This is a genomic window from Alteromonas sp. ABH4_452, assembly GCF_056311825.1.
In genome coordinates, this window is sequence record NZ_CM149973.1 from 2,874,844 (window position 1) to 2,898,618 (window position 23,775).

Consider the following 23,775-nt stretch of genomic DNA (forward strand, 5'->3'; position numbering starts at 1 on the left):
TAACTTGTGCTTTATTCATATGTAAACCGCGCTTTGTGTAATTAGTTTCACTAAGCTTTGCGAGGAAACACCACTAATTTTGGCTTACAAAAAAGAGATGCGATGAGCACCAACGACAATACATACTTTATTGATGCACAAACAGGTGCAGGTTTTAATGCTGAGACTTTCTTAAAGCATTACTGGCAGCAAAAGCCTGTGGTAATAAAGAATTTTTTTCCAAACTTTGCAGATCCTATAGATGAAAACGACTTGGCAGGGCTCGCACAAGAATCAGATGTCGACGCTCGAATCATAAGTAATGACCAAGGAAACTGGCACGTTGAACAAGGCCCAATTACTGACTTCGAAAAGGCATGCAAGGGCAAATGGACGCTACTTGTTCAAGGCGTTGATAAGTATGTACCGGACGTTGCGCCAGTCCTTGCCCCTTTTTCTTTTGTTCCTAACTGGCGACTAGACGACCTGATGGTAAGCTTCGCAACAAATGGAGCAGGTGTTGGGGCTCACATCGACCAATACGATGTGTTCCTTGTACAAGGTAAAGGAAAAAGGCGCTGGCGTGTAGGTAAACCTGCAGACTACAAAGAAGTGTGCCCACACCCGAAACTAAGACAAATTGAAGGTTTTGAACCTGTTATTGACGTTATTTGTGAAGCTGGCGATGTGGTATATGTGCCGCCGGGCTGGCCTCATGATGGCGCTACGATTGAAGACAGCCTGACCTACTCAGTGGGCTATCGCGCGCCGGACAACCTGCAATTGGCAGAAAGCTTGGCAATGATGCTGGATAAAGGTGCTGGAAATTACCGCTTTACTGATGCGGGCAGAACAATACAATCTAGCAGCGCATTAGTGAATGCTAGCGATGTTGCAGCACTAAAACAGCAACTGATAGACGCTATTAATAGTGAAGATTTCACTCTTTCTCTTCTAGAAGCCATGAGTGAGCAAGGTGTTCCGGAATTCCCTCTCGACGATGAAGTCACCTTAGAGCAAATTGCAAATGAATTCGCGGCAGGGATTAGCTTTGCTCCTGCGCCCGGTATTCGCGCATTAATTTGTGATGGCAAACGTGGCTTACCGCGCGCTCTTTATGTAAACGGAAGTCAGTTCACTTTTGCGAAAAGTGACCAAGAATGGTTCGAAGTGCTAGCATCGGGTACGGTTTTGAACGCAACATGTTGCCAAGATGCGCCTTCTTTTACATTTTTAGAAACCTTAACTACACTTATTAATAATGGTTATTGGGAATGGGCCGAGGATTAATAGGAAAATATGGCGTTTACGATACAAAACGTCGATTGGGAAAAGGATAAACATCGACTTAAAGCACTTAGGGAACATGTATTTGTTTTAGAGTGGCAAGTACCGGAAGCTAGCGAGTTCGACGAACACGACAGCTCGGCGTGCCATGTGCTGATAGTCAACGATCAAAATGAACCCATTGCCACAGGGCGCTTGACGAAAAAAGGTGAACTTGGCCGTATTGCCGTTAAGCGCTGTCACAGAACACTTCCTGTTTACCGCGCTTTGTTTGGCGCTTTAGTTGCAGCAGCTAAACAAAATAACCTTCCCATAATCAAAGTTATCTGTAATTTGGAAAGCGTGTCGTATCACCAATCTATTGGGTTTAAACCGGACGGAAACGTGTTTATGGACGCGGGCGTTCCCAGACAAAGGCTTCAATGTCCGGCAGAGCGATTTCCTCTGCCAGACGTTACCCAGCTTCACTAGCTCGCTTGTTACCCAGCGCGACATAACCTGATTGTAAGCCTTCCTTGTTACGCCCAAAGCTCTGGGGTGTTTTGCATGGCAAACAAATTCTCTGCTCTATTGATTAAGAGTGCACCAAATTCCTTTTGGCTTTCATCAGCGTTTTTAGCGTTAATCAAATTTTCTGCTTTAAGTTGCCAATGCATAGAAAAATGGCGCAGTACTTCTTTCGCATTTTTAGCGTTGTCCACTGAAGTGTAATCAGAAGGTAAGTCGCCACTAATTACCCAGTAAAACTTACCGTCCATTGCTTTAATCTTCCAAACCGCCAAATATGGCATTAAGTAACGGCTATCCTCAGTGATAACAGTGTCAAACAATACACCGTTTTCTGCTAAAAACTTATTTGCTTTTTGAAACTGCTCTCTTACCCAATTCCCGTGTTCTTCTTCACTGATAGATTGTCTTTCTTGTTGTTCAGCCATAATTGGTCTCTTTCTTATATTTGTTTTTGTTACGCAAAACTTCGTTGCGTGAATTCCTAAGCAATAGTTGCGCTATAGTTTACGGTTTTACACTGATCTTTTTTCAAAGAACCCTGTGGTATAGCGCTAACTATTACTCTGTCTTTGCCCCTTTGTACTGCATTTCCAGCGCGCTTTCCACCGCATTCGGCTTGATCACAAGACTTGGGCCTTTAAACGATTATTTATTCAACAATAGTACGTGGCTTACTTTGTGTTTGCCTTTTAATAACAGCCCTTCAATATTATTTTCTAATGTTGAAATAGGCTTTCCCTCATACTAGACAGGCACAAACATTTACATTTTTATTATTGGCAAACCGTCGAAGTTGGGCGACACTTAAAGACATCAAATATTTTAAGGCGAGTTCAGGCAAATGCGTATACTAAGACTTACTCTGGGAGCAATTTTATTTGTCGGCGGAATTGTTTTAACACTACTTCCTGGCTCTATCCTATTTGTCGTAGCAGGTTTAGTACTGTTGAGTTACGACTGGCCGAGAGCACGTGGCTGGCTTAAGTATAGTCAGCGAACAATGACAATGAGCGCACGCAAAATAGACCGTTTTCTTCTTATGCGAAAGCTTCGATAGCGCTTACCGAAGTTTTTCTACCCCAATCGCATACTCGCTTCGCTCATTCAACTCACATTCCTCTTACTTCAAAAGAATGTCTGTCGCAATTACTGCGTTATTTTATCGCAGACACCTAACATTTAATCTTATGTAAATGCGTAACGATTAAATGCGTGTTAACGTAATTTAAAATAACAATTGCGAAGCCTTTAATAATAATAGTAGTGGCATATATCTCTGCATGTTCAGCATCTTAGATAGTTCGTATCATCAGGCAATGTAACCGTATAAATATGAATTTTGTAGTGTGTTCAGATAACACAGTGCTGCTTGGGTAGTTCATGTTTATCGCTTACCTATGGAGACAAGACCATGATCACGTTTACCGTTAATGGTAACAAACACGAATTTTCTGGTGACCCATCAACACCAGTGTTGTGGTACCTTCGTGACGAATTAAACCTTACAGGACCTAAGTTTGGCTGTGGTATGGCGCAATGTGGCGCCTGTACTGTCCATATAGACGGCATGGCACAACGCTCTTGCGTATTGCCTGTGTCCGCAGTTCAAGGCAAAAAGATTACGACTATCGAAGGGTTGAGTGAAAACGGCGACCACCCAGTTCAAAAAGCATGGGTAGAACATAAAGTTCCGCAATGCGGATTCTGCCAGTGCGGACAAATTATGCAGGCAGCAAGCCTGTTATCCACCAACCCAACACCGAGCGACGAAGAAATTGTCCAGAATATGTCTGGCAACATCTGCCGTTGCGGCACCTACCCTCGCATTCACAAGGCTATAAAGTCAGCATCGAAGTCAATAAGTGGTAATGCTGGCGTTAGCTACTTTGACCCAAGCAAAGCGGGAGAAGAAGCATGAGTGAAAACACCTATTTCGATATGAATCGTCGCAGCTTTTTAAAATCGACAGCTGCGGCAGGCGCTCTAGTTCTTGGTACTTACTTTATGGGCGGTGCTCCTCGCGCTATGGCAGGCGTGTTGGCTCAGCCAGCAGAAAACGCAAAGCGCGCAAACCTGTTTATTGCACTTCGCCCAGATGGCATGGTTGAGGTAACCTGTCACCGCAGTGAAATGGGTCAGCAAATTCGTACCGCAATTGCTCAAATTGTGGCAGACGAAATGGAAGCGGCTTGGGATAAGGTTATTGTTATTCAGGGCAAAGGCGACCCTAAATACGGTGACCAAAACACCGATGGCTCGCGCAGTATCCGCTTTAATATGCAGCGCCTGCGTGAAATGGGCGCCAGCGTACGCTATATGATGCAACATGCTGCAGCCAAGCGTTGGGGTGTTGAACCTACTAGCTGTGTTGCCGAGCAACATGTGGTAACCCACACTTCAGGTAAAACCCTTGCCTATAAAGACTTAATTGATGATGCACTGACTATTACGCCGCCAGAAGCAGATAAGCTTACCCTTAAAGATAGAAAAGAATGGCGTTACATTAATACAGGTATGGCGCACATTGACCTCCAAGATATCGTTACCGGCAAAGCCACTTTTGCCGCCGATGTTCGTGAGCCTAAAGCGCTTGTTGCCATTATTGAGCGCCCGCCTGTAGTGGGTGGAAAGGTAAAAAGCTTTAATGCTGACAAAGCTAAAGCAGTAAACGGTGTCGTTGACGTTATAGAAATGCCTGCCCCTAAAGGTGCACCTCAGTTCCAGCCTAAAGGTGGTATTGCAATTATTGCAAACAACACATGGGCAGCGTGGCAAGGCCGCAAGGCACTAGAGGTAACTTGGGACGATGGTGCAAACGGCGACTATAATTCACAAAGCTTTAAAGAGCAGTTGCTTAACACGGTAAATGCGCCACAAGCCCTTGTTAGAGAAAAAGGCGACGCGGTAAGCGTTTTAGAAAAAGCCAGCGACAAGCTTATTGCTGACTACTACGTGCCCCATTTAGCACAAGCCCCCATGGAGCCGCCATGCGCGACTGCCATGTACTACAAAGACCGCGTTGACGTATGGGCTGCAACACAAAATCCACAGGCTGATATGGAAACTGTGGGCGCTATGGTGGGTATGGACAAAGAAAAAATCAATGTTCACGTAACCATGCTAGGCGGCGCATTTGGTCGTAAGTCTAAGCCTGATTTTTCTGCTGAAGCAGCATACCTTTCAATGAAGACGGGCAAACCAATTCGCGTTCAGTGGACCCGTGAAGACGACATTCAACACGGTTTCTATCATGCAGTGTCGGCCCAACATGTCGAAGCGGCGTTAGATGAAAATGGTAAAATTGACGCATACCTTCACAGAACTGCTTTTTCTCCTATTGCTTCAACCTTCCAAGAAGGTGCAAACGCACCGTTTAGCTTTGAGCTAGATTTGGGCTTTACTGACAACCCTATTCTAACGCCAAATATGAAGTTAGAGCGCGGTGAAGCACCCGCAAAAGCACGTATTGGATGGATGCGTTCTGTATCAAATATTTTCCACGCGTTTGCCGTTCAGTCGTTTATCAATGAAGCGGCACACAAGGCAGGGAAAGACGCTAAGGATTACCTTTTAGAGGTTATCGGTCCTGAAAGAGTTATTGATGTTACCGAGCAAAAAGCCGAATACAATAACTATTGGGGTGATAAATCTGTTTATCCACTGGATACAGGCCGGCTACGTAATGTTATTGAGAAAGTGGCAGACATGGCTGGTTGGGGTCGAGAGATGCCTAAAGGCCGCGGCCTTGGCATAGCAGCGCACCGCAGCTTCTTAACTTATGTAGCTACCGTGGTTGAAGTTGAAGTGTCTGACGCTGGCGATCTCAACGTGATCAAGTCATGGGTAGCGATTGACGCAGGTACTGTAGTTAACACCGATACGGTTAAGAACCAAACTCAAGGTGGCTCGGTTTACGGTATTACGACCGCTATCAGTGACGGTATTACCTTTGATAAAGGTCGCGTACAACAAAGTAACTTCCACAACTACCGTGTACCGCGTATGAGCGATTCACCGCTACAAGTAGACGTAGAAGTAATCGAAAGTGATGCACCGCCAGCTGGTGTGGGTGAACCTGCAACGCCGGTATATGCGCCAGCTTTGTGTAATGCTATTTTCGCTGCGTGTGGTAAGCGTATTCGTCAGTTGCCTATCGGTAACCAGCTAAAAGCTTAGAAACTTACCTTTACCGCAAAAGGCTTTTTGCGGTAAAGGTGAAGATTGATAGAAAAAAGGGTAATCACCAAATGATGTGATTACCCTTTTTTTGAAAGCAGAACTGAAAGTTTCACTGAAAGTTATCCTGAATGATTACAAAAGATAGAGCTATTCTTGTAATCAATCAACGCTAGTTCCACTTCTAATTTGAAAGGCAATACTTATTCGTAGTTGCGTTCCATCCACATCAGCTGCATCTTAAGTTCGTTAATTTCTTTTTGAGCTTGCGCCAACTGCTCCACTACTGAGCCAGCCTGCATAACATTTTCTTCGGAATTATTTACTGAAACCGCGCTGTCATTATGTGCCATGAGAATTCAACCAAGTTATTTATTAATGAAAGATTCAAAGTGAAAGTCACTTTGAAATATTACATTTTAAATTACATAAAGTCATGTAAACAATGTTCAAAAGCGCATACTTTTAGGAAATAACCATAGTTTTTTTGAGGAATGTGAAGCTGGCATAAATCTTACTTAAACCGACACGAACTGTTACAGTTGCCCAAACAAAAAAAGAGACCCAAAGGTCTCTTTTTAACTCTTATCTACTGAGCGCTACACTGGCAAGTCACCTTGCAAATATAGAACTCTGCGCTTGTATTTTAGCCATGCTTTTCAGCAAGGTATAGCCATGTCTCGACCACAGTATCAGGGTTAAGCGATACGGAATCGATACCCTCTTCTACTAACCAGGCGGCGAAATCTTCGTGGTCAGATGGGCCTTGACCACAAATGCCCACGTATTTACCGCGTTTCTTCGCAGCTTGGATTGCCATTGAAAGCAGTGCTTTCACCGCTTCGTCACGCTCGTCAAATAAGTGTGCAATAAGGCCGCTGTCGCGATCTAGTCCCAGCGTTAGCTGCGTTAAGTCATTAGAGCCAATTGAGAAACCGTCGAAGATATCCAGGAACTTATCAGCAAGCAATGCGTTTGATGGTAGTTCACACATCATAATAACGCGAAGGCCATTTTCACCTTTCTTAAGACCCTGCTCTTCAAGAAGCTCGATGACCTGACGGCCCTCTTCTAGGGTACGAACAAACGGGATCATGATTTCTACGTTGGTTAAGCCCATCTTGTTTCGAACGCGTTTAATCGCTTCACATTCGAGAGCAAAACAATCGCGGAAGTCTTCAGAAATATAGCGGCTTGCACCACGGAAGCCCAACATTGGGTTTTCTTCGTCTGGCTCGTATTGATAACCGCCTACCAAGTTGAAGTATTCGTTCGATTTGAAATCTGACATACGAACGATAACTTTCTCTGGTGAGAAAGCTGCACCAATGGTTGAAATACCTTCTACCAATTTCTCGATATAGTATTCGGTTGGTGATTCGTAACCTGCGATCATGTCGCTAATTTCTTCTTTCAGCTCTTCAGGCTGGCTGTCGAAATTAAGTAGTGCTTTAGGATGCACACCAATCATACGGTTTATAATGAATTCAAGGCGAGCAAGACCAACACCTGCGTTTGGCAAGCGAGCAAAGTCGAATGCGCGGTCTGGGTTACCCACGTTCATCATCACTTTAAGCGGAAGGTCAGGCATGGCATCAATACGTGATGTCACTACGTCGAACTCTAGTTCGTCGCCATAAATGAAGCCGGTGTCACCTTCAGCGCAAGACACAGTAATCTTGTCGCCATTTTTGATGCTTTCAGTCGCGTTACCACAGCCTACTACCGCAGGAATACCTAACTCACGAGCAATGATTGCCGCGTGACAAGTACGACCGCCACGGTTAGTAACAATGGCAGACGCCTTCTTCATGATAGGTTCCCAGTCAGGGTCTGTCATGTCAGTTACCAGAACATCACCCGCTCGGATTTTGTCCATCTCTTCAATTGAATCAAGTACTTTCGCTACACCAGCACCAATTTTGTGACCAATTGCGCGGCCTTCAACAACGATGTTGCTTTGGCCTTTTAGTTGGAAGCGCTCAATACTTTGTGAGTCTTCACGGCTGCGCACTGTTTCTGGGCGAGCCTGAACAATGTAAAGTTTGCCGTCTGCGCCGTCTTTGGCCCATTCAATGTCCATTGGGCGCTTGTAGTGCTGTTCAATAATTTGTGCCTGCTTAGCAAGCTCCATGACTTCATCGTCGGTTAATGAGAAAGTTTTGCTGTCGGCAGCATCAATATCAACAATAGATACCTGTTTACCGTGAGCTTCATCATCTGAATACACCATCTTAGTAAGCTTGCTGCCTAGGTTACGACGAACGATTGCAGGTAAGCCTTTGTCTAGCGTTGGTTTGTGAACATAGAATTCATCAGGGTTAACCGCACCCTGTACCACCATTTCGCCTAAACCGAATGAACTGGTGATGAATACAACGTCCTCAAAACCAGACTCTGTATCGATAGTAAACATAACGCCCGATGAAGCGATGTCACTGCGCACCATGCGCTGAATACCAGCAGATAGCGCTACACCTTTATGGTCGTAGCCCTGGTGAACACGATAAGAAATAGCGCGGTCGTTAAACAGTGATGCGAATACGTGCTTGATAGCCACCAGCACGGCTTCATAACCTTTAACGTTTAGGAAAGTTTCTTGCTGCCCTGCGAATGACGCGTCAGGCATATCTTCTGCGGTAGCCGAAGAACGCACTGCAAATGATGCTTCTTCACCTGCATCACCTTGAAGCGTGACAAAGGCAGTTTTGATTTCTTCTTCTAATTTGCCTTGAAATGGCGTGTCGATGATCCACTGACGAATGTTTTTACCCGCTTCGGTAAGTGCATTCACATCGTCTACGTCTAGCGAGTCTAAGACTTCGTGGATACGCGCTTCTAGGCCGCTTTGCTCTAGAAACTCATTAAATGCTTCGGCGGTGGTAGCAAAACCACCCGGCACCTGCACACCGGCGTTCGCCAGGTTTGAGATCATCTCGCCTAATGATGCATTTTTGCCGCCTACGCGACCCACATCATGCATGCCCAGTTCTTGATACCAAAGTACGTATTCTTGCACAGCCCAAGCCTCCAGCTTTTTTATGTGTAGGGTATGAGGTTAATTTCAGGTTTGTGCTTTTTATCACCTGAAACTCATCAAATTGTTGTCGATACGTGGCGAAAACCACTGTTAACGCTGTCCATTACGTTTGACAGCAAACCTTTGAAATTTGCCGTCATTCACAAGAACCGTGTAGCTTTTCGACGAAATCATCTTAGAATGGGGAAATTCAGAAAGTAAACCCTTTATTACTTTTGTAATAAAATTACACCAATGTTAAGGATATGTTGTGCGCACAGCTTTTTATATTTCAGATGGTACAGCCATCACCGCAGAGGTCTTTGGCCACGCCCTGCTTTCTCTGTTTCCCGTTTCTTTCAATCACAACACTATTCCTTTCGTTGAAACTGAGGAACAAGCTCACAAAGTTTTGCAGCAAATTTCTGAAAGTTTTCAAGACACCGGAGAAAGGCCGCTCGTTTTTTATACAATTGTGAATGTAGATATTCGCAAGATAATCTCTAAATCCGTAGGCATTAACTATAATTTTCTCGATCAATTTGTCGCGCCACTAGAAAAAGTATTGGGTGTTCCTTCAAAACCAGAAAAACATCGTACACATAGTATCCACGAAACCACCTACGACATTAGAATTGAAGCCGTGAACTACGCGTTGGCTAATGACGATGGTTCTAACCTAAAAGACTACGACGAAGCCGATATCATACTTACCGGGGTATCCCGTTCGGGTAAAACCCCCACAAGCCTTTATTTAGCGCTTCAATACGGAATAAAAGCAGCCAACTACCCTTTCACAGAGGAAGATATGGGCGACATGCTAAAGCTCCCTCCTGCTTTACGTAGATTTAAACATAAGCTTTTTGGGCTAACGATTGCAGCGGATAGACTCCATCAAATACGTTCAGAGCGCCGTGCAAACAGCAAATATGCATCGCTGCCACAATGTCGAATGGAGCTTCGTGAAGTAGAGAACTTATATAGAAAGGAAAAGATCCCGTTTTTGAATAGCACTAAGTATTCAATTGAAGAGATCTCAGCAAAAATACTGGCAGAGACGGGGCTCAAACGTCGTAAATACTAAGCGGGCTTTTAAATTATCAGTAACTTTGTACGAAGCTGCGGTATTTACCCGCTGTGTTTTATAGAGCGCTCTTTTATGTCGCGGCGGTGCCTTTAACTTTTGTAAAGCAACGGGGCACCACATGACCTAGATTCTGGTCTAGTTGAGGCTAACCAGGCAAAAGCGCCCCCTGTCTTTGAGGTATTGCGTGGCCTTTTATCATTTACTATTGAAGCGTCATTTTTTGTTGCTTTCTACCCATTCTTCAAGAGCTACACCTGGGTCTTCTTCACCTGCAACAGATGATGCATAAGGGCTCGCAGCTTCTGCATCCTGATGTGAAACGTCCGCTTTACTATCAGATTGGTTTTCTTCACCTGAAGACAACGTCGTTTTTTCTCGTGAACTTTTTTCTTTTGCTTTCATACCTCTTATCAACTCCTCTACATAAGATAAAAACTTTAAAACGGTAGCAACGGCTGTTGAATTAAGGACTCCCTCGGCCCCCCCGCAGCAGCAATATTAATGCTGCGATGGCAAAACCAGTCAACTATCCCTGCTGTGAACCACAGCGGAATAATGAAATACATCAATATTAGCTGTGTAACGTCATTCATGACAAAACCTTCCACAATAAGTCTAAGCATTTAAAATGTACGAGCTTAAAAACTCGACATCAGATAACGTTGTAACGTTGAAAACAGAAGATTAGATTAAGAATGGTTACCATTTTTTAATGTCTAATAGGTAACAGCTTGTCTTATTGAAAAAAGTTGAAGTTATGCAGTTGGCAGGTTTTAGCGCTTACTGATAGAAAATGACTATCACGGATAAACAGTTACAATTCATCAATTTATCGATATTGTAAACAAATCAATTGATACAATATAACATTACACATCGTCTTAGGAGAAATAACATGTTCACAGAAGAAATGGTTCATAGCGCACTACAAACTTGGTGCGACAATGTAGTAGCGGTAGGTAAAGTGCACGCTGAAGGTGGCGATGTAAAAGCATTCGCATCACAAGTGCTGTCAGATAACTACGACTACGATAATGGAAAAGTACTCTTTAAACCTACGCTTACTTTCGGCTCGCAAACATTTCGCCCAACTAAAGAAGGCGCTTTATCTTATTTCGTAGGCGGTAATAGCGACTATCCAAACGATAATGGCTTTAAATTAAAGCCATGGGTGAAGGTTTGGTACAGCAAAGAAGACTTTATCTTGAATGGTGAACTTGCCATTGTTCAGTGTAACGTACACTTTATCGGCGAAGACGACAGCCATATCTTCGTAAACAAGAGCTTTGTTTTCAAACAATGTGAAGACGGAAAAATTCGTATTATCCTTCATCAATCTTCTCTACCTTATCAGCCTTAAAAGGTGGTTGATACGCTTTAACTAATTAATAAAAAGTCATGGCTTAAAGGCAGCCATGACTTTTTATTTTCGGCTATCCATTAATTATCTGTTTTCGACGTGTCTCTGCCTAGTGCTTGTTTAAGCTCAGCTAAATAGTTTTCGAAAGGCTTCCACTGTCCCATTCCTGTTTTGTAAATAGGTTGGCGAACCTGCTCAGAGCTTGGGGTCTTTATCACCCGTTTGGTTTGGTGAAACGCTAAGCATGCTTCTTCAAAGTCTAATCCACAAAAATCTAGAATTCGTCTAACCTGCCCTTCCAAATCATCCAGAACATCTTCGTGCTGTACAGTAAGAATTTCCCCAGGCAATACACTATGCCAATGATCCATAAGCTGTTCATAAGCATTATAGTAACGGCCAATATCGTCAAGCGAATAGCTGAACTCTTGCCCCTCACCGAATAACTGTTTAAAGCCACTAAAACAGCAGTCCATTGGGTTTCTGCGTGCATCAATAATTTTGGCGTTAGGCAGTATCTTTTTAATTAAGCCTATGTGAATGAAGTTATTAGGCATTTTATCAATGAAAAATGCCGCGCCCTGTCTGTAAGCTTTCGTCTGCTGAATATATTGCTCACCTAGTTTTGACAGTGTTTCTTCATCTAATGCTGATACATTTAATGGGTAAGGCGTAGTCTGATGACTAAGTGACGACGCTATCCCTAATATGTCATGCAGTTCCATCGTACCGTCCACTTGAGAGTGCGACGCGAGGATTTGCTCCAGAAGGGTTGAACCAGCCCGAGGAAGGCCAACAATAAAAATAGGAGCGGACTCCTGGCAGCCTTGCGCTTTGTCAAAGCTTTCCTTTGTAAAAGCCTGCTGCTGAGCCTGTAATGCCTTCTCAGTTTTAGCAATATCAAACTGTAGCGTACGCCTTTTAAGACTGTTGCCCCGTGCGTAGTACTTAAACGCGCGGGAGGCATTTGCTCTGTCTTCAAATCCCTTTCCTAAAGCAAAGCAAATATGAGTTTCATCATCCAATTTTGTCGCATCAGCATCTACCAGCGCGACCATTTGCCTAAGCAGGTCATCACTAAACCGATAGGTTTTTGTGTTCGCTAAGCTCCAGTACGCATCGCCAAAGTCCTTTTCAAATACAATGGCTTTTTCATAGGCCTGTATCGCTTCGTCAATATCACCTTTAGCTTTTAGGGCATGCCCAAGTGCTACCCAAACTGCAGGCCTATCCTCGCTTTCTTTTAATAACTCTTTATAAAGGTCAATAGCTTGCTCTAACTCACCAATACCAACCAGCGCGTGCGCCAAGCCTACTTTTACAGTGAAGTTGTCTGGTGATTGTCTGAGTCGCTTGTTCGCAACAGCCGCGGCATCAGGAAATTTACCCAGTTTAGATAACAGGTTTTGGTAGGCCGCGGCAGCTCTGTCATTTTCAGGGTAGAGAGTTACACAGCTTTCTAATAGGAATTCAGCGTCGCTATATACTTTCAATTGAATCCCAATTTCGGCAAGTAACATCATTGCTTCAGGGTGATGCTCATGACTAGCTAGAAATTGTCGGCATACTTGTTCAGCTTTGTGCAATTGCCCTTCGTGCATTAGATCTGTCGCACCTAATAACGGCTTGGGCAAAGATGTTAGAAATGCAATTTGCTGCTGACAAAGCGCTAGTGCTTGTGTTTGATCATCTGCTTTGTACACTTTTTCAAGCTGAAGCCATGCCGTTAATAACGCTGGGTTGAATCGTGTTGCCTGATAAAAACTATGCGCAGCCTTTTTGCGATCAGAAGCCAAGTAACAGTAGCCCTGTTCTTGGTAAGCCCGGGCGTAATTTGGGAAGTATGCAATGAGTTCATTTAACGTTTCGATGGCGCTGCTTACATCAGCCAATAGACGGTATGCTACCGCTTTTAAATATAGCACCTCTTTGAGGGTGTTTTGGCTTACCCCCAACGGGTCTTTAGCCCGTCGAAGTATGTCGTTGCATCCAGAAATGACGGCCTGATGCTGTGATTGCATAAGCCCTTGCTTTAACTGCTGTATTTCTTTTTGTTCTTCTTGTGTCATTAAAAACGCCTGTTTTTAAATTAGCGTAAAAACAAAAAACGGCGAACTCATAGAGCTAGCCGTTTCAAAGTTGGGGGCGAACACACCTTCATTTAGTTAAAACTTATGAAGGCGTGTTGCCCCGGCACCGTTGTGTGCTAATCGTAAATCGCCAATTTAGCCTTACTAACTTAACCTTAATAGTAATCGTATGAGAAACGAAGGCCAATAGTACGCGGTCTATTTGTTACTACCTTAGGCGTGAATTGCTGCGTATCAATATTCAAAATTGCACGCTCATCAAACACGTTATCAATGTAAAGTTCGGCTTTCCATACGTCGTTTGTTACACCAACAGCAAGGTTCGTCAGGATATACGACTCCTGTACGTAGCGGCCACCACGGAATGTTTCACCATTTGAATCGGTATAAGTGACCCCTTCAAACACGTCAGCTTCTTGTTCAATCTTAAGGCCTGAACCTGTGCCGTAAATAAGCGAAGTTGCATCTTCCATTACATAGGCATCCATCACCATACCTGCTAAGCGATCGCCGGTATAACTTACAGAGCCGTTCACATACCCACGCTTATCACCCTCAAGCTCGAAGAAATAACGCGCATTAATGTTTCCAGAGAATTTCGCTGAGTATGGAAGCTCTGAGCCAACACCAGCCGCGATACCTTCAAGTTCTGAGTTTACGCGAGTTAATTCGGTATCTAATACGCTGAAAGCAGCATTAATGATAAGGTCATCAGTAGCAAGCCACGTCATGTCAGCATCAATACCTTTGATCTCAGCATCGCCTACATTGTCGGTGAATACCAAGAACGAGATGTTAGTGGGGTCGAAGCGCGACGTTTGCAGTTCTTCAATTTCAGAATAATAGGCCGTAGCGTTTACTCGGAATTGACCATCAAAGAAGTCACCTTTAAGACCCAATTCGTAGTTATCTAGCGTATCGGTTGTTGAGTATACTGGAATACGGAAGTTTTCAAATTTACCAGACTGATTCGTTGCCAGGCCACCACCAACACGGTTAGTAACCGGAGGTCGGAAGCCTTCTGAGTAGTTAGCGAATAGTAATACGTCTTCGTTAACCTTCCAGTCTAGCGAGAACTTAAAAATAGTGTCGTCAACGGTTAGCACGCCGTTGTCGTCTAACAGGTCTACCTCTAACTGCCCGCTTTGAATAGCCGCTGCTACTGCATCAGGGTCTAGTCCAACGGCCGCAAGCTCGTCTGGGTCTTGTGTACCGAATGCACGAATACGTCGCGTTACGTCAACGGTTGACGTTGAGCCCACGTAGATATCATCGATTTCATACCAACGTGCGCCAATACTTGCTGTAATCGTGTCGGTAATATCATATTCCAGCTGACCAAATACAGCGATTTGTTCAATGGTATGCGTGATATCGTTGATAAAGCTCACTTCAGAAGGGAAAGGGCCACCATCACTATTAATGCCTTCATTTCCTACTAGGGTGCGTTGAAGGTTATCAAACCCGAATGTCGTCATTTCTGTGTTGGCAATCTTGAACTGCCCAACAGTTGCAACTTCTTGTTCGTCATAGAACAGTCCAGCCGTCACGCGCCATGGCGTATCCATGGTGGTATTGAAACGAATCTCGTGAGTATTACGGGTAGTAGATGTGTCTTCTTTATAATATTTGGTGGGGTCTAAGCAGCGCTCGTCTGCGGTGTTATCAGGCGTATCGTAGTGGTTACACACGTAATACGCAGAGAATAAGCCACCGTTTGTATAGCCTGTATAGTCCGCTAGCGTATCAATTTCGCGGTCTAAATAACCACCGGTATATACCACGTTTAGTTTTTCTAAACGCCCTTCAAGCGTCCACGTAGTTAACCCGAATTCGTCTTTGTTCTCTTCTTGCTGGAAACGCAGCGCAGAGCTTTCACCTTCAAGCGTAGGGTCGTAGGCAAATACACCTTCTGTGTCTAATGTCTGTTGGGTGTGCTGTACAAGTAAGTCCCAGTCGTCATTAAAATGATAAGACAATCCAAAACGTGCACCTGTGTACATAGCATCATTGAAGTCTTCTTCGACAAGGGCATCGTTTTGTGGAGAAACAACGGCCGCTTCGGTATTAGAATTGATATTGGGGTTGGTAATTCTGTTTGCGTCCATGCCCACCGGATCTGCTAATGGACCACCTGAGATGCGGTCAATAACCACAGCACTGCCAATGTAGCCACCCTCGCCCGGCACATTCATGACGTTGTCTATCCAACCGCCTTGTTTGTCGTTGTACGCGGCAACACGAACAGCTAGGTCGTCGGTAAGCGGCATATTGAAATACGCTTGTACCGAGTTGCTCATTTCACCGTCTTTAGTAAAACCGATGTTGGTATCGAAACCTGCAGCGAAACTCGTATGCTCAGGTTTGTTGGTGATTAAACGGATAGTGCCCGCCTGAGAACTAGCACCAAACAATGTGCCCTGTGGCCCAGGAAGTACCTCTACACGTTGAACGTCTGTAGCGTAAACATCTAAATTACGTCCAGCCATTGATACTGGCATTTCATCAAGATAGAAGGCAACGGACGGCTGAAGCGCCTGTACCGAGGACAGCATAATATTAGATTGGGTTGTTGCAGCACCACGAATGTAGATTTCATTCTGTCCCGGACCTGTGCCCTGAAATACCACGTTAGGTAAGAATTCAACATAATCTTGGAAATTGTCTATCCCAAGATTTTCTAGTGCTTTGCCGTTAAGTGCAGTTACGGCAACCGGAACGTCCTGAATCGACTCACTTCTTTTAGTGGCGGTAACTTCAATGGTTTCAAGTTTAGCAGGCGCGTCTGATTCTTGCGCAGCCAGAGAGGTAGATGCCAATGCAGCGATGATGGCACAGCTAAGCTGAGTTTTACGCATTTGTGTGTGTTTCCTTCAATTGGTTTTTATTCTTCGGACTGTGTTTACTTCATACACATATCAAAAAGATCATATATTACAATACAACAACTATAATTAATTTCTACACTAACGATTAATATTTAACCATAACGTAGTAAATAATAGCAGAAAGTCTAATATTGGAAGGTTATTTAGAAGACCCTGAGTGCGAGGCAATGAGCAAAGCTTTAAATTGCATATAAATCGAATTATTTCATCTGATATTTATTAAAAGTGCTCCATGCTGTATATTTCGCCGTAATAACCTAAGTTGAAATAAAAGGTGAAAGGAAATTACTGCGTGATTGAGAACGAAAAGAAATCTCCACTCAATAAGCCGGTGTTTATAACGTCTTCTGCGTTAATCATCTGCTTACTAATCTTCGCTGCGGGCACGCCCGAACTTGCAGACTCTGTCTTCCAAAAATTACAAAGTGTAATTGTTTCAAATGGCAGTTGGTTTTACGTTCTAACCGTTACTATCATTGTTCTAGCAGTGGTGTATTTGGGCATGTCTCGCTATGGCGAAATTAAGTTAGGGCCTGACCACGCCACACCAGAGTTTAGTTTTGGTACTTGGCTAAGTATGCTGTTTGCTGCAGGTATGGGCATTGGGTTAATGTTTTTCGGTGTAGCTGAACCATTAATGCACTTTATGTCTCCGCCCACGGCACAGGCAGAAAGTATAGATGCCGTGCGCGAAGCGATGAAAACGACCTTCTTCCATTGGGGTATACACGCGTGGGCTATTTACGCGGTGGTAGCACTCATACTCGGTTATTTTGCCTACCGCCAAAACTTGCCCTTAACCCTTCGCTCTGCACTTTACCCACTTATCGGCGACCGTATCTATGGCTGGCCTGGCCATGTAGTAGATATATTTGCAGTAACCTCAACGGTATTTGGTATTTCTACGTCGCTTGGCTTTGGCGCTTCGCAAGTTAACGCGGGCTTTAACTATCTGTTTGGTTTGCCCTCTAATACTGGTGTTCAAATTGCCATTATGGCAGGCGTAGTTGGTCTGGCGGTTATTTCGGTAACTACTGGTCTAGATAAAGGTATTCGTCGCCTTTCAGAAACCAACATGGTTCTGGCTATTATTTTGCTGCTAATTGTATTGTCTTTAGGTCCAACGGTATTTTTACTACAGGCCTTTATGCAAAACACAGGCGCATACTTGTCTGACATAGTGCGAAATACCTTTAATTTGTACACCTATGAAAAAACCGACTGGATTGGTGGCTGGACCATATTCTACTGGGGCTGGTGGTTAGCATGGGCGCCTTTCGTAGGTCTATTTATAGCGCGTATCTCGTTCGGCCGAACTATTCGCGAATTCGTTATGGGCGTTCTACTTATCCCTTCTGCGTTCACGCTATTTTGGATGACCGTATTCGGTAACGGTGCTATCGACCAAGTATTAGTGCAAGGAAAAGACGTACTGGCACAAATGGTTAACGACGATACCTCCGTTGCGTTATTTGTATTCTTAGAGCAGTTTCCATTTGCGTCAGTTCTTAGTTTTATTGCCGTGCTTATGGTAATTATATTCTTTGTAACCTCGTGTGATTCTGGCGCAATGGTAGTTGATATGCTTTGCTCCCACGGTGAAAACGATACGCCGTTGTGGCAACGCGTGTACTGGGCGCTTGGAGTAGGTATAGTCAGTTCAATACTTCTTTATGCTGGCGGATTAGGCGCACTCCAAACAATGACAATTGCAGCTGCCCTGCCATTTGCTATTGTGCTGCTCATCGCTATTTCCGGTTTGCTAAAAGCACTGAGGATTGAGTCTTACAAACGAGAAAGTCTACAGGTAATGGCCGGTACGCCTTTACATAACGATTCAGATAAAAACTGGAAAGACCGATTAGAAAACATCGTTACTTTCCCAGATGAAAATGCGGTTCGTCGATATGCAAACAAGGTGGTGATGCCTGCACTAACAGAAGTTGGTGAAGAGTTTAAGTCTCAGCAGTTTGATATAAAAATTGAAGATACTGCCGAAGCACTTATTCTGACCGTTGATATGGGTAACGACCCAGAATTTATCTATGCGGTATACCTGGTGCCGACAGAACAGCCTGAATTTGGTCCAAGCGATACAGCAACACTGGACGAAAACAAAAAGGCAACGTACTATCGCGCCGAGGTTCACCTGAGTGAAGGTGGTCAAAACTATGACATTATGGGTTGGTCGAAAATCTCAGTCATTAATGACGTAATCGATCACTACCATAAGCACCAACATTTTATTCATTTGCTTAAGTAACCAACTGGTTACGCATTTGTTGGAAGTAATATGCGAAAAGAAGAAGAACTATTAGTGGCACTACGGCGCGTTATTCGCGCTGTAGACCTACGCAGCAAGCAGCTAAGTAAACACGTGGGTTTGACAGGCCCGCAACTGTTAGTAATGCAAAATATCGAAGAGCGCCCTGGCATTATGGTGCGCGAAATTGCAGAGAATATTAATTTAAGCCCTGCAACTATAACCAATATTTTAGACAGACTAGAGTCTAGAGACTTAGCTACGCGCATTAGAAGTACACAGGACAAGCGTAAAGTGGGCGTGTTTTTGACCGAGCGCGGAAAAGAAGCGGTGGTAGACGCCCCGCGCCCGCTTCAGGAACACTTTGTCGAGCGTTTTTCTCAGCTAAAAGAATGGGAGCAAAGCCAAATGGTAGCTACCGTTCAGCGTATTGCTAGTATGATGGATGCTGAAGATATTGATGCCTCACCTTTCTTGGAGCTAGGCAGCATTTCAGAAAAAAGCTAATAGCTTCTATCTTTTCTAAAAAAATGGCCTTCAATATGAAGGCCATTTTTGTATCTGTAATAAACGTATATTGCATGATGCGAAACTAGGACTTCGCTTTCAGCGGGTTTACTTTTCCACCGGTAATTTTGTCTGCCCTACCTTCTTCTTTGGCCTTTTCAGCACGACGTTTTCGAATCTCTTTAGGATCAGCTATCAGCGGGCGATAAATTTCAATTCGATCGCCATCGTTAAGTGTATCGCGTAACTTAACAACGCGGCTCCATATACCCACTTTTGTGGCTTTTAAGTCGATTTCGGGAAACTGCTCAAGCACGTTAGACGCATTAATCGCCTCTTCTACCGTCGCATTTTCATGAATAGCAACATCAATGATAGTTTGCTTGGTGGGCAGTGCGTAGGCAACCTCAATATTGATGAGCTTATTACTCATGCGTACACACTCCGCGCTCGGTCTGTGAAAGCTGTAACCATACTAGTAGCTAAACTGTTGAACACTTTTCCGAATGCCATCTCTGCCAGCTTATTACTGAATTCAAATTCAAGGTTAAGCTCTATTTTACACGCTTCTTCAGAAAGCGCTGAAAATGTCCAGCCGCCAGTTAACGAACGAAACGGCCCGTCTATTAGCTGCATTTGAATACTTCTGCCTGGCTCTAGAACATTATGTGTTGTAAACCACTGTTTGATACCGGCTTTTGCAACAAGCAAAGATGCTTTCATGCTTTGCGCTGAAGTGTCGAGGATTTTACTATCGGTACAGCCTGGCAAAAACTCAGGGTAGGAAGCTACATCGTTGACTAAGTTAAACATGGCTTCTGCGCTATGAGCTACAAGCGCGCTTCTATGAATACTTGGCATTGATCCCACTACAATTAAAACTCTTGGAGGCATTGTATCACAGAAATTTTGTATCGCTTGTATTCGGTTTTGAACCAAATGCCCCAATATAAGATAACAATGACAACTAAAGACATTCCTTTGAACAATCAGTATAATAGCCAGCATGAAAAAGAATAAAGCCAACAAAAACACCTCAGGAAATATCGCGCAGAACAAAAAGGCGCGTCATGACTATTTCCTAGAAGACAAGTTCGAAGCCGGGCTTGAGCTTCAAGGGTGGGAAATTAAAAGTATTCGTGCCGGTAAAGTAAACATTACCGACGCGTACATCATTATCCAAAATGCCGAAGCCTATCTGGTAGGCTGTAGAATTAGCCCGCTAAATCAGGCATCTACCCACGTAATTGCTGCGCCTGAACGCGCGCGAAAACTCTTGCTTAAAAAGCGTGAGATAGATCGCTTAATGGGCGCCCGTGACCGCCAGGGCTACTCGATTGTTGCAACGTCTATGTATTGGAAAAAGTGTTGGGTGAAACTAGAAATTCATTTAGCTAAAGGTAAGCACGCTCACGACAAGCGCGACACTTTGAAAGATAAAGACTGGCAACGCCAAAAAGAAAGAATGATGAAACACAGCGTTTAACGCTGTGTTTTCATATGTGATGCTATAAAAGAAGCGTGATTTTGGCTGCGTATTAATATAGCAGCCTTCTGAAAATCCTTTCCTAAACGGTATTGGCGTTAGCCTACGTCTCGTTTGGTCATCTTCTTTCGATGCAGCATATCAAGAATAAGACTCCAAAGCGGTGACGGGTTTCTTAGCGTGGTTAGGTTATTTCCCAACCGCCTAAGCTGTCGTCGCACCATCGCCATATTAGCAAGGCTCGCCAACGATTTATCTTTCCAAGTACAGTGTGGAATAATGCCCGAGTAAGTCCATTCTTGCTGCCACTTCTTAGCTAGGTCGGGCGTAATGGCTAAAGCGCTGGCTAAGCCTACCATAGCGCAGCCTTGCTCTATCACCTCTTCTGCCACTTCGGCCCGTTTAATGCCGCCTGTGGTCATAAGTGGAATGTCGGTTTTACTCACCAAGGCCTGTGCAAATTCTAGAAAGTATGCCTCTCTGGCAAGGGTGGTATCGTCCCGGGTTTGGCCCTGCATAGCGGGCGCTTCATAACTACCGCCAGATAGTTCGACCACATCTACACCCAAGGCTTCTAAGCGGTTTACTACTTCACAAGCATCATCAAAAGAAAACCCATTCTTTTGAAAATCAGCAGAGTTAAGCTTTACCATAACAATGAAGTTTGAAGCGCACACCGCTCTAACTTGGCTGACTATGTTTATCAACAAACGTGCGCGGTTAATAATAGAACCGCCCCACTCGTCTTGACGCTGATTAGTAAGCGGAGATAAAAATTGTGTAAGCAAGTAGCCGTGAGCGGCGTGTATTTCTACGCCATCAAAACCAGCTTTTTCAGCTTGCTTAGCCGTTTCGACAAAGCGCTTGCATACATCATGGATGTCTTGGCAGGTCATTTCCCTGGGCTGAGCAAATAGCTTAGAGTGTTTACCCATATCCAGCGGTACAGCAGAAGGCGCTATAGCTTTGCCCTGCATGGCTTTAAATACTTGGCGACCGGGGTGATTAATCTGCATTATGGCTAATGCGCCATTTGACTTAATGATCTTCGCCCACTTTTGAAACGGCGCAATATCGGTATCTTTTTCTAGTGCAACGCCACCTGGCCCTGTCATAGCTGCTTTATCAACCATAACGTTACCTGTAATTACCATGCCTAAATTACCATGAGCCCAGTATCGATAAAGTGAATATAAAGACTCACCGGGAATGTTTCCCATGCTCGACATATTTTCTTCCATTGCAGCTTTAACAAGACGGTTTCGCGCTGTTACGCCACACGGCAGGGTATAAGGAGAATACAATATGGAATCTGAAGACATTTACACTACAAGCCTTTTAATTATGCTGACGTACTTTAATGGTTCTTGCCGCTAAATGCATCCTTACATAGGTACTTATTCCTTAAAAATTCGCTAAAAAATTATTAAGCAGATTGTTCTTTTAATTAAAACATAAAGCTCTCTTTAAGCTTTCTTACCCTTTTGTTCACACGGGCCCTTGAAATTCAGAGTATCTAACCACACATTAGTAATAAGTCGATAATAGACTCGCTGTTACGAAGGTAATTTTGTTTTCTAAGCTCGCATAGTAAGCTTTTGAAAACATAAGTGTTATTTTTGGTTGTTTTATAGCCAAACCCTTAAAATTTAAAGCGTTTTCTAAAAGAAAGCATTTAATGACGTAACATTTGTGCTATTATTGAAAATCACACTCGGGGCTGATTAGGATTCGACAGGATCTAGGAAGCCGGAGGTGCATGCAGAGGAGCGGTTGGCCTCTTAAAAAAGCCGCATTTAAATAGTCGCAAACGACGAAACTTACGCACTAGCCGCTTAATAACCGGTATAGGCCCTTCCACCCTAGTCTCTTCCTGCTAGCGGGGATTCGGAAGGTCATCCAAGTAGGATAGCGAGGGAACCTTGTCTAAGGGTGAACCGCGAAATAGTATTAGGCCAGCTGCAAGGAAATCCTGTTTGTCGGAGTTCCAAGCAGTTAAATAAATGACAAACTAAGCATGTAGTACCAAAGGTAGACATTTTCTGGACGCGGGTTCAAATCCCGCCAGCTCCACCAATTCAATAAATTAAGACGTCCTATGACGTCTTTTTTTATGTCTAAAACTCAGTAATTTCCCCACATCCAGTGCCGAAATGTGTGAACGCACACTTTGAAAACAATATTAATAATTTAGAAAAGTCGTTAGCGGCAGGTCAAATACACTAAACAGTATGTCACTGCTCACGCCCCCACCGACCACTAACACGCTTCGACGTTTTACTTGATAAAGTATCTTATTCGAAAGTTACTAAGCCCTAGTCTGCTTTGCGGTTTAGGCTGATTAAGCAGATAGCCAATAATAACGTCGCAATCATACCTGAAGCGCCAGCTACACCTGATGGTAGAAAGCCATCACGACCAAATATGATTAGTATCGTATTGGCAAACATAGCGACCATGCCTACTATAGCGGTAAGACCACCAATTGTTTTACCACCTTTTACCATCAAGAATAGGCCGAAAACGATGGCTGCTAATCCTAATAACAATTTCGCTGCGTAGTAAATCATGAAAGACAAAGACACTACGCCGCCAATTAAAGGTTTAGCGCCTTCTACTGCACCAGCAACTTGGCCGAAGGTTGAAAATAACGTTAGGCCAATACTTACCTGCACTATATTCAGAACGGCGCTAAAAGTAATAGCCGACCAGCCTAGCTGCGCGTTTTTTGCCTGCACCATAGCGGTACTAGCGAAAGCAGCTAGCATAGTAAAAATTACGGCTTCAAATCCCCAGGCATGCTGCCGTGAAAAGCTAATTCCGCTGCTGTAAAGCGCTGTAAAAACAGCCTGTGTTATTGCTAATAGCAGTAATAGTGATGCGGTTATTTGAATAGTGCGCTTATGAGTAAATTCCATTATGGCTCTCTTTTCTTTTAGATACGTAAGTAACATTTATTAATGTGGCTATAAGACAGGTAAAGCTAATTATTTATTTCACTAAATTTGGTAAAAATTGAAAATCATCTATAAAGAGAGGAAACTTAATCTATTGAGATAGCTCACTACCAATCGGCATGTCTTTTTCATTTAAATCTTCAACACTTTTCTAGTTAAGCACTGC

20 protein-coding genes and 1 other RNA gene are annotated in these 23,775 nt (G+C 43.8%); 11 read left to right on the forward strand and 10 right to left on the reverse strand.

From position 1 onward, the window contains the following. Nucleotides 1-102: 102 nt before the first annotated feature. The gene (locus tag ACYX4N_RS12350; protein WP_476054223.1) at nt 103-1,269 is read left to right on the forward strand and encodes a cupin domain-containing protein; all 1,167 of its coding nucleotides are present in this window, start codon (nt 103-105) and stop codon (nt 1,267-1,269) included. Between the two features lie 9 nt (nt 1,270-1,278). Next, complete coding sequence (locus ACYX4N_RS12355; RefSeq protein WP_474807069.1) at nt 1,279-1,737, forward strand: GNAT family N-acetyltransferase; 459 nt, start codon at nt 1,279-1,281, stop codon at nt 1,735-1,737. Between the two features lie 47 nt (nt 1,738-1,784). Here the strand turns inward: ACYX4N_RS12355 and ACYX4N_RS12360 are convergent, their stop codons facing one another. Beyond that, nucleotides 1,785-2,201, reverse strand: a complete 417-nt coding sequence (locus ACYX4N_RS12360; protein ID WP_476054224.1) for a DUF4826 family protein — start codon at nt 2,199-2,201, stop codon at nt 1,785-1,787. 416 nt (nt 2,202-2,617) lie between these two features. Here ACYX4N_RS12360 and ACYX4N_RS12365 point away from each other — a divergent pair, with 416 nt between their 5' ends. The 3 genes from ACYX4N_RS12365 (at nt 2,618) to ACYX4N_RS12375 (ending at nt 5,952) form a co-directional block, all read left to right on the forward strand. Beyond that, nucleotides 2,618-2,833: a PGPGW domain-containing protein gene (locus ACYX4N_RS12365; RefSeq protein ID WP_179983293.1), complete on the forward strand. Its 216-nt coding sequence runs from the start codon at nt 2,618-2,620 to the stop codon at nt 2,831-2,833. 354 nt (nt 2,834-3,187) lie between these two features. Then, on the forward strand, nt 3,188-3,694 hold the full coding sequence (locus ACYX4N_RS12370; RefSeq protein ID WP_474807073.1) for a (2Fe-2S)-binding protein: 507 nt from the start codon (nt 3,188-3,190) through the stop codon (nt 3,692-3,694). Then, nucleotides 3,691-5,952, forward strand: coding sequence for a molybdopterin cofactor-binding domain-containing protein (locus tag ACYX4N_RS12375; RefSeq protein WP_476054225.1), 2,262 nt, complete (start codon nt 3,691-3,693; stop codon nt 5,950-5,952). The genes ACYX4N_RS12370 and ACYX4N_RS12375 overlap by 4 nt, the downstream gene beginning before the upstream one ends. Before the next feature lie 203 nt (nt 5,953-6,155). Here ACYX4N_RS12375 and ACYX4N_RS12380 read toward each other — a convergent pair whose 3' ends face one another. Further along, nucleotides 6,156-6,305, reverse strand: a complete 150-nt coding sequence (locus ACYX4N_RS12380) for a hypothetical protein (RefSeq protein ID WP_474856211.1) — start codon at nt 6,303-6,305, stop codon at nt 6,156-6,158. 293 nt (nt 6,306-6,598) lie between these two features. After that, nucleotides 6,599-8,971, reverse strand: coding sequence for a phosphoenolpyruvate synthase (gene ppsA / locus ACYX4N_RS12385; RefSeq protein WP_476054226.1), 2,373 nt, complete (start codon nt 8,969-8,971; stop codon nt 6,599-6,601). A gap of 271 nt (nt 8,972-9,242) precedes the next feature. Between ppsA and ppsR the strand changes: the two genes are divergently transcribed. After that, nucleotides 9,243-10,055 carry a posphoenolpyruvate synthetase regulatory kinase/phosphorylase PpsR gene (gene ppsR, locus ACYX4N_RS12390; protein ID WP_049586695.1) on the forward strand — a complete coding sequence of 271 codons (813 nt, stop codon included), beginning with the start codon at nt 9,243-9,245 and terminating at the stop codon, nt 10,053-10,055. Between the two features lie 216 nt (nt 10,056-10,271). Here ppsR and ACYX4N_RS12395 read toward each other — a convergent pair whose 3' ends face one another. Beyond that, on the reverse strand, nt 10,272-10,460 hold the full coding sequence (locus ACYX4N_RS12395; RefSeq protein WP_476054227.1) for a hypothetical protein: 189 nt from the start codon (nt 10,458-10,460) through the stop codon (nt 10,272-10,274). A 493-nt stretch (nt 10,461-10,953) separates the two neighbouring features. On the opposite strand from ACYX4N_RS12395, the gene ACYX4N_RS12400 reads away from it, so the two are divergent. Continuing rightward, complete coding sequence (locus ACYX4N_RS12400; RefSeq protein ID WP_474807083.1) at nt 10,954-11,418, forward strand: hypothetical protein; 465 nt, start codon at nt 10,954-10,956, stop codon at nt 11,416-11,418. Between the two features lie 80 nt (nt 11,419-11,498). On the opposite strand, the gene ACYX4N_RS12405 is transcribed toward ACYX4N_RS12400, so the two are convergent. Both ACYX4N_RS12405 and ACYX4N_RS12410 read right to left on the reverse strand, forming a co-directional pair. Then, nucleotides 11,499-13,487 carry a tetratricopeptide repeat-containing sulfotransferase family protein gene (locus ACYX4N_RS12405; RefSeq protein WP_476054228.1) on the reverse strand — a complete coding sequence of 663 codons (1,989 nt, stop codon included), beginning with the start codon at nt 13,485-13,487 and terminating at the stop codon, nt 11,499-11,501. A 176-nt stretch (nt 13,488-13,663) separates the two neighbouring features. Beyond that, on the reverse strand, nt 13,664-16,366 hold the full coding sequence (locus ACYX4N_RS12410) for a TonB-dependent receptor (protein WP_474807086.1): 2,703 nt from the start codon (nt 16,364-16,366) through the stop codon (nt 13,664-13,666). A gap of 322 nt (nt 16,367-16,688) precedes the next feature. Between ACYX4N_RS12410 and ACYX4N_RS12415 the strand changes: the two genes are divergently transcribed. Next, nucleotides 16,689-18,659, forward strand: coding sequence for a BCCT family transporter (locus ACYX4N_RS12415; protein WP_474831859.1), 1,971 nt, complete (start codon nt 16,689-16,691; stop codon nt 18,657-18,659). 30 nt (nt 18,660-18,689) lie between these two features. Further along, complete coding sequence (locus ACYX4N_RS12420; RefSeq protein ID WP_012518305.1) at nt 18,690-19,166, forward strand: MarR family winged helix-turn-helix transcriptional regulator; 477 nt, start codon at nt 18,690-18,692, stop codon at nt 19,164-19,166. An 85-nt stretch (nt 19,167-19,251) separates the two neighbouring features. Here the strand turns inward: ACYX4N_RS12420 and ACYX4N_RS12425 are convergent, their stop codons facing one another. Then, nucleotides 19,252-19,599: an RnfH family protein gene (locus ACYX4N_RS12425; protein ID WP_179983285.1), complete on the reverse strand. Its 348-nt coding sequence runs from the start codon at nt 19,597-19,599 to the stop codon at nt 19,252-19,254. Further along, entirely contained in the window at nt 19,596-20,027 is a 432-nt protein-coding gene (locus ACYX4N_RS12430) for a type II toxin-antitoxin system RatA family toxin (protein WP_476054229.1), read from the reverse strand. Before ACYX4N_RS12430 ends, ACYX4N_RS12425 begins: the two co-directional genes overlap by 4 nt. A gap of 145 nt (nt 20,028-20,172) precedes the next feature. Here ACYX4N_RS12430 and smpB point away from each other — a divergent pair, with 145 nt between their 5' ends. Next, nucleotides 20,173-20,652: an SsrA-binding protein SmpB gene (smpB, locus tag ACYX4N_RS12435; RefSeq protein ID WP_179983283.1), complete on the forward strand. Its 480-nt coding sequence runs from the start codon at nt 20,173-20,175 to the stop codon at nt 20,650-20,652. Between the two features lie 98 nt (nt 20,653-20,750). On the opposite strand, the gene ACYX4N_RS12440 is transcribed toward smpB, so the two are convergent. Continuing rightward, nucleotides 20,751-21,974: an NADH:flavin oxidoreductase/NADH oxidase family protein gene (locus tag ACYX4N_RS12440; protein ID WP_476054230.1), complete on the reverse strand. Its 1,224-nt coding sequence runs from the start codon at nt 21,972-21,974 to the stop codon at nt 20,751-20,753. Nucleotides 21,975-22,368: 394 nt separating this feature from the next. Here ACYX4N_RS12440 and ssrA point away from each other — a divergent pair. Further along, nucleotides 22,369-22,728, forward strand: a transfer-messenger RNA (tmRNA) gene (gene ssrA / locus ACYX4N_RS12445). A 239-nt stretch (nt 22,729-22,967) separates the two neighbouring features. On the opposite strand, the gene ACYX4N_RS12450 is transcribed toward ssrA, so the two are convergent. After that, nucleotides 22,968-23,570, reverse strand: coding sequence for a thiamine biosynthesis protein ThiC (locus tag ACYX4N_RS12450; RefSeq protein WP_476054231.1), 603 nt, complete (start codon nt 23,568-23,570; stop codon nt 22,968-22,970). Nucleotides 23,571-23,775: the final 205 nt, after the last annotated feature.

Coding starts and splice junctions, on each gene's coding strand:
- ACYX4N_RS12350 (WP_476054223.1), top strand. CDS start 103: ATGAGCACCAACGACAATACATACTTTATTGATGCACAAACAGGTGCA.
- ACYX4N_RS12355 (WP_474807069.1), top strand. CDS start 1,279: ATGGCGTTTACGATACAAAACGTCGATTGGGAAAAGGATAAACATCGA.
- ACYX4N_RS12360 (WP_476054224.1), bottom strand. CDS start 2,201: ATGGCTGAACAACAAGAAAGACAATCTATCAGTGAAGAAGAACACGGG.
- ACYX4N_RS12365 (WP_179983293.1), top strand. CDS start 2,618: ATGCGTATACTAAGACTTACTCTGGGAGCAATTTTATTTGTCGGCGGA.
- ACYX4N_RS12370 (WP_474807073.1), top strand. CDS start 3,188: ATGATCACGTTTACCGTTAATGGTAACAAACACGAATTTTCTGGTGAC.
- ACYX4N_RS12375 (WP_476054225.1), top strand. CDS start 3,691: ATGAGTGAAAACACCTATTTCGATATGAATCGTCGCAGCTTTTTAAAA.
- ACYX4N_RS12380 (WP_474856211.1), bottom strand. CDS start 6,305: ATGGCACATAATGACAGCGCGGTTTCAGTAAATAATTCCGAAGAAAAT.
- ACYX4N_RS12395 (WP_476054227.1), bottom strand. CDS start 10,460: ATGAAAGCAAAAGAAAAAAGTTCACGAGAAAAAACGACGTTGTCTTCA.
- ACYX4N_RS12400 (WP_474807083.1), top strand. CDS start 10,954: ATGTTCACAGAAGAAATGGTTCATAGCGCACTACAAACTTGGTGCGAC.
- ACYX4N_RS12405 (WP_476054228.1), bottom strand. CDS start 13,487: ATGACACAAGAAGAACAAAAAGAAATACAGCAGTTAAAGCAAGGGCTT.
- ACYX4N_RS12410 (WP_474807086.1), bottom strand. CDS start 16,366: ATGCGTAAAACTCAGCTTAGCTGTGCCATCATCGCTGCATTGGCATCT.
- ACYX4N_RS12420 (WP_012518305.1), top strand. CDS start 18,690: ATGCGAAAAGAAGAAGAACTATTAGTGGCACTACGGCGCGTTATTCGC.
- ACYX4N_RS12425 (WP_179983285.1), bottom strand. CDS start 19,599: ATGAGTAATAAGCTCATCAATATTGAGGTTGCCTACGCACTGCCCACC.
- ACYX4N_RS12430 (WP_476054229.1), bottom strand. CDS start 20,027: ATGCCAAGTATTCATAGAAGCGCGCTTGTAGCTCATAGCGCAGAAGCC.
- smpB (WP_179983283.1), top strand. CDS start 20,173: ATGAAAAAGAATAAAGCCAACAAAAACACCTCAGGAAATATCGCGCAG.
- ACYX4N_RS12440 (WP_476054230.1), bottom strand. CDS start 21,974: ATGTCTTCAGATTCCATATTGTATTCTCCTTATACCCTGCCGTGTGGC.
- ACYX4N_RS12450 (WP_476054231.1), bottom strand. CDS start 23,570: ATGGAATTTACTCATAAGCGCACTATTCAAATAACCGCATCACTATTA.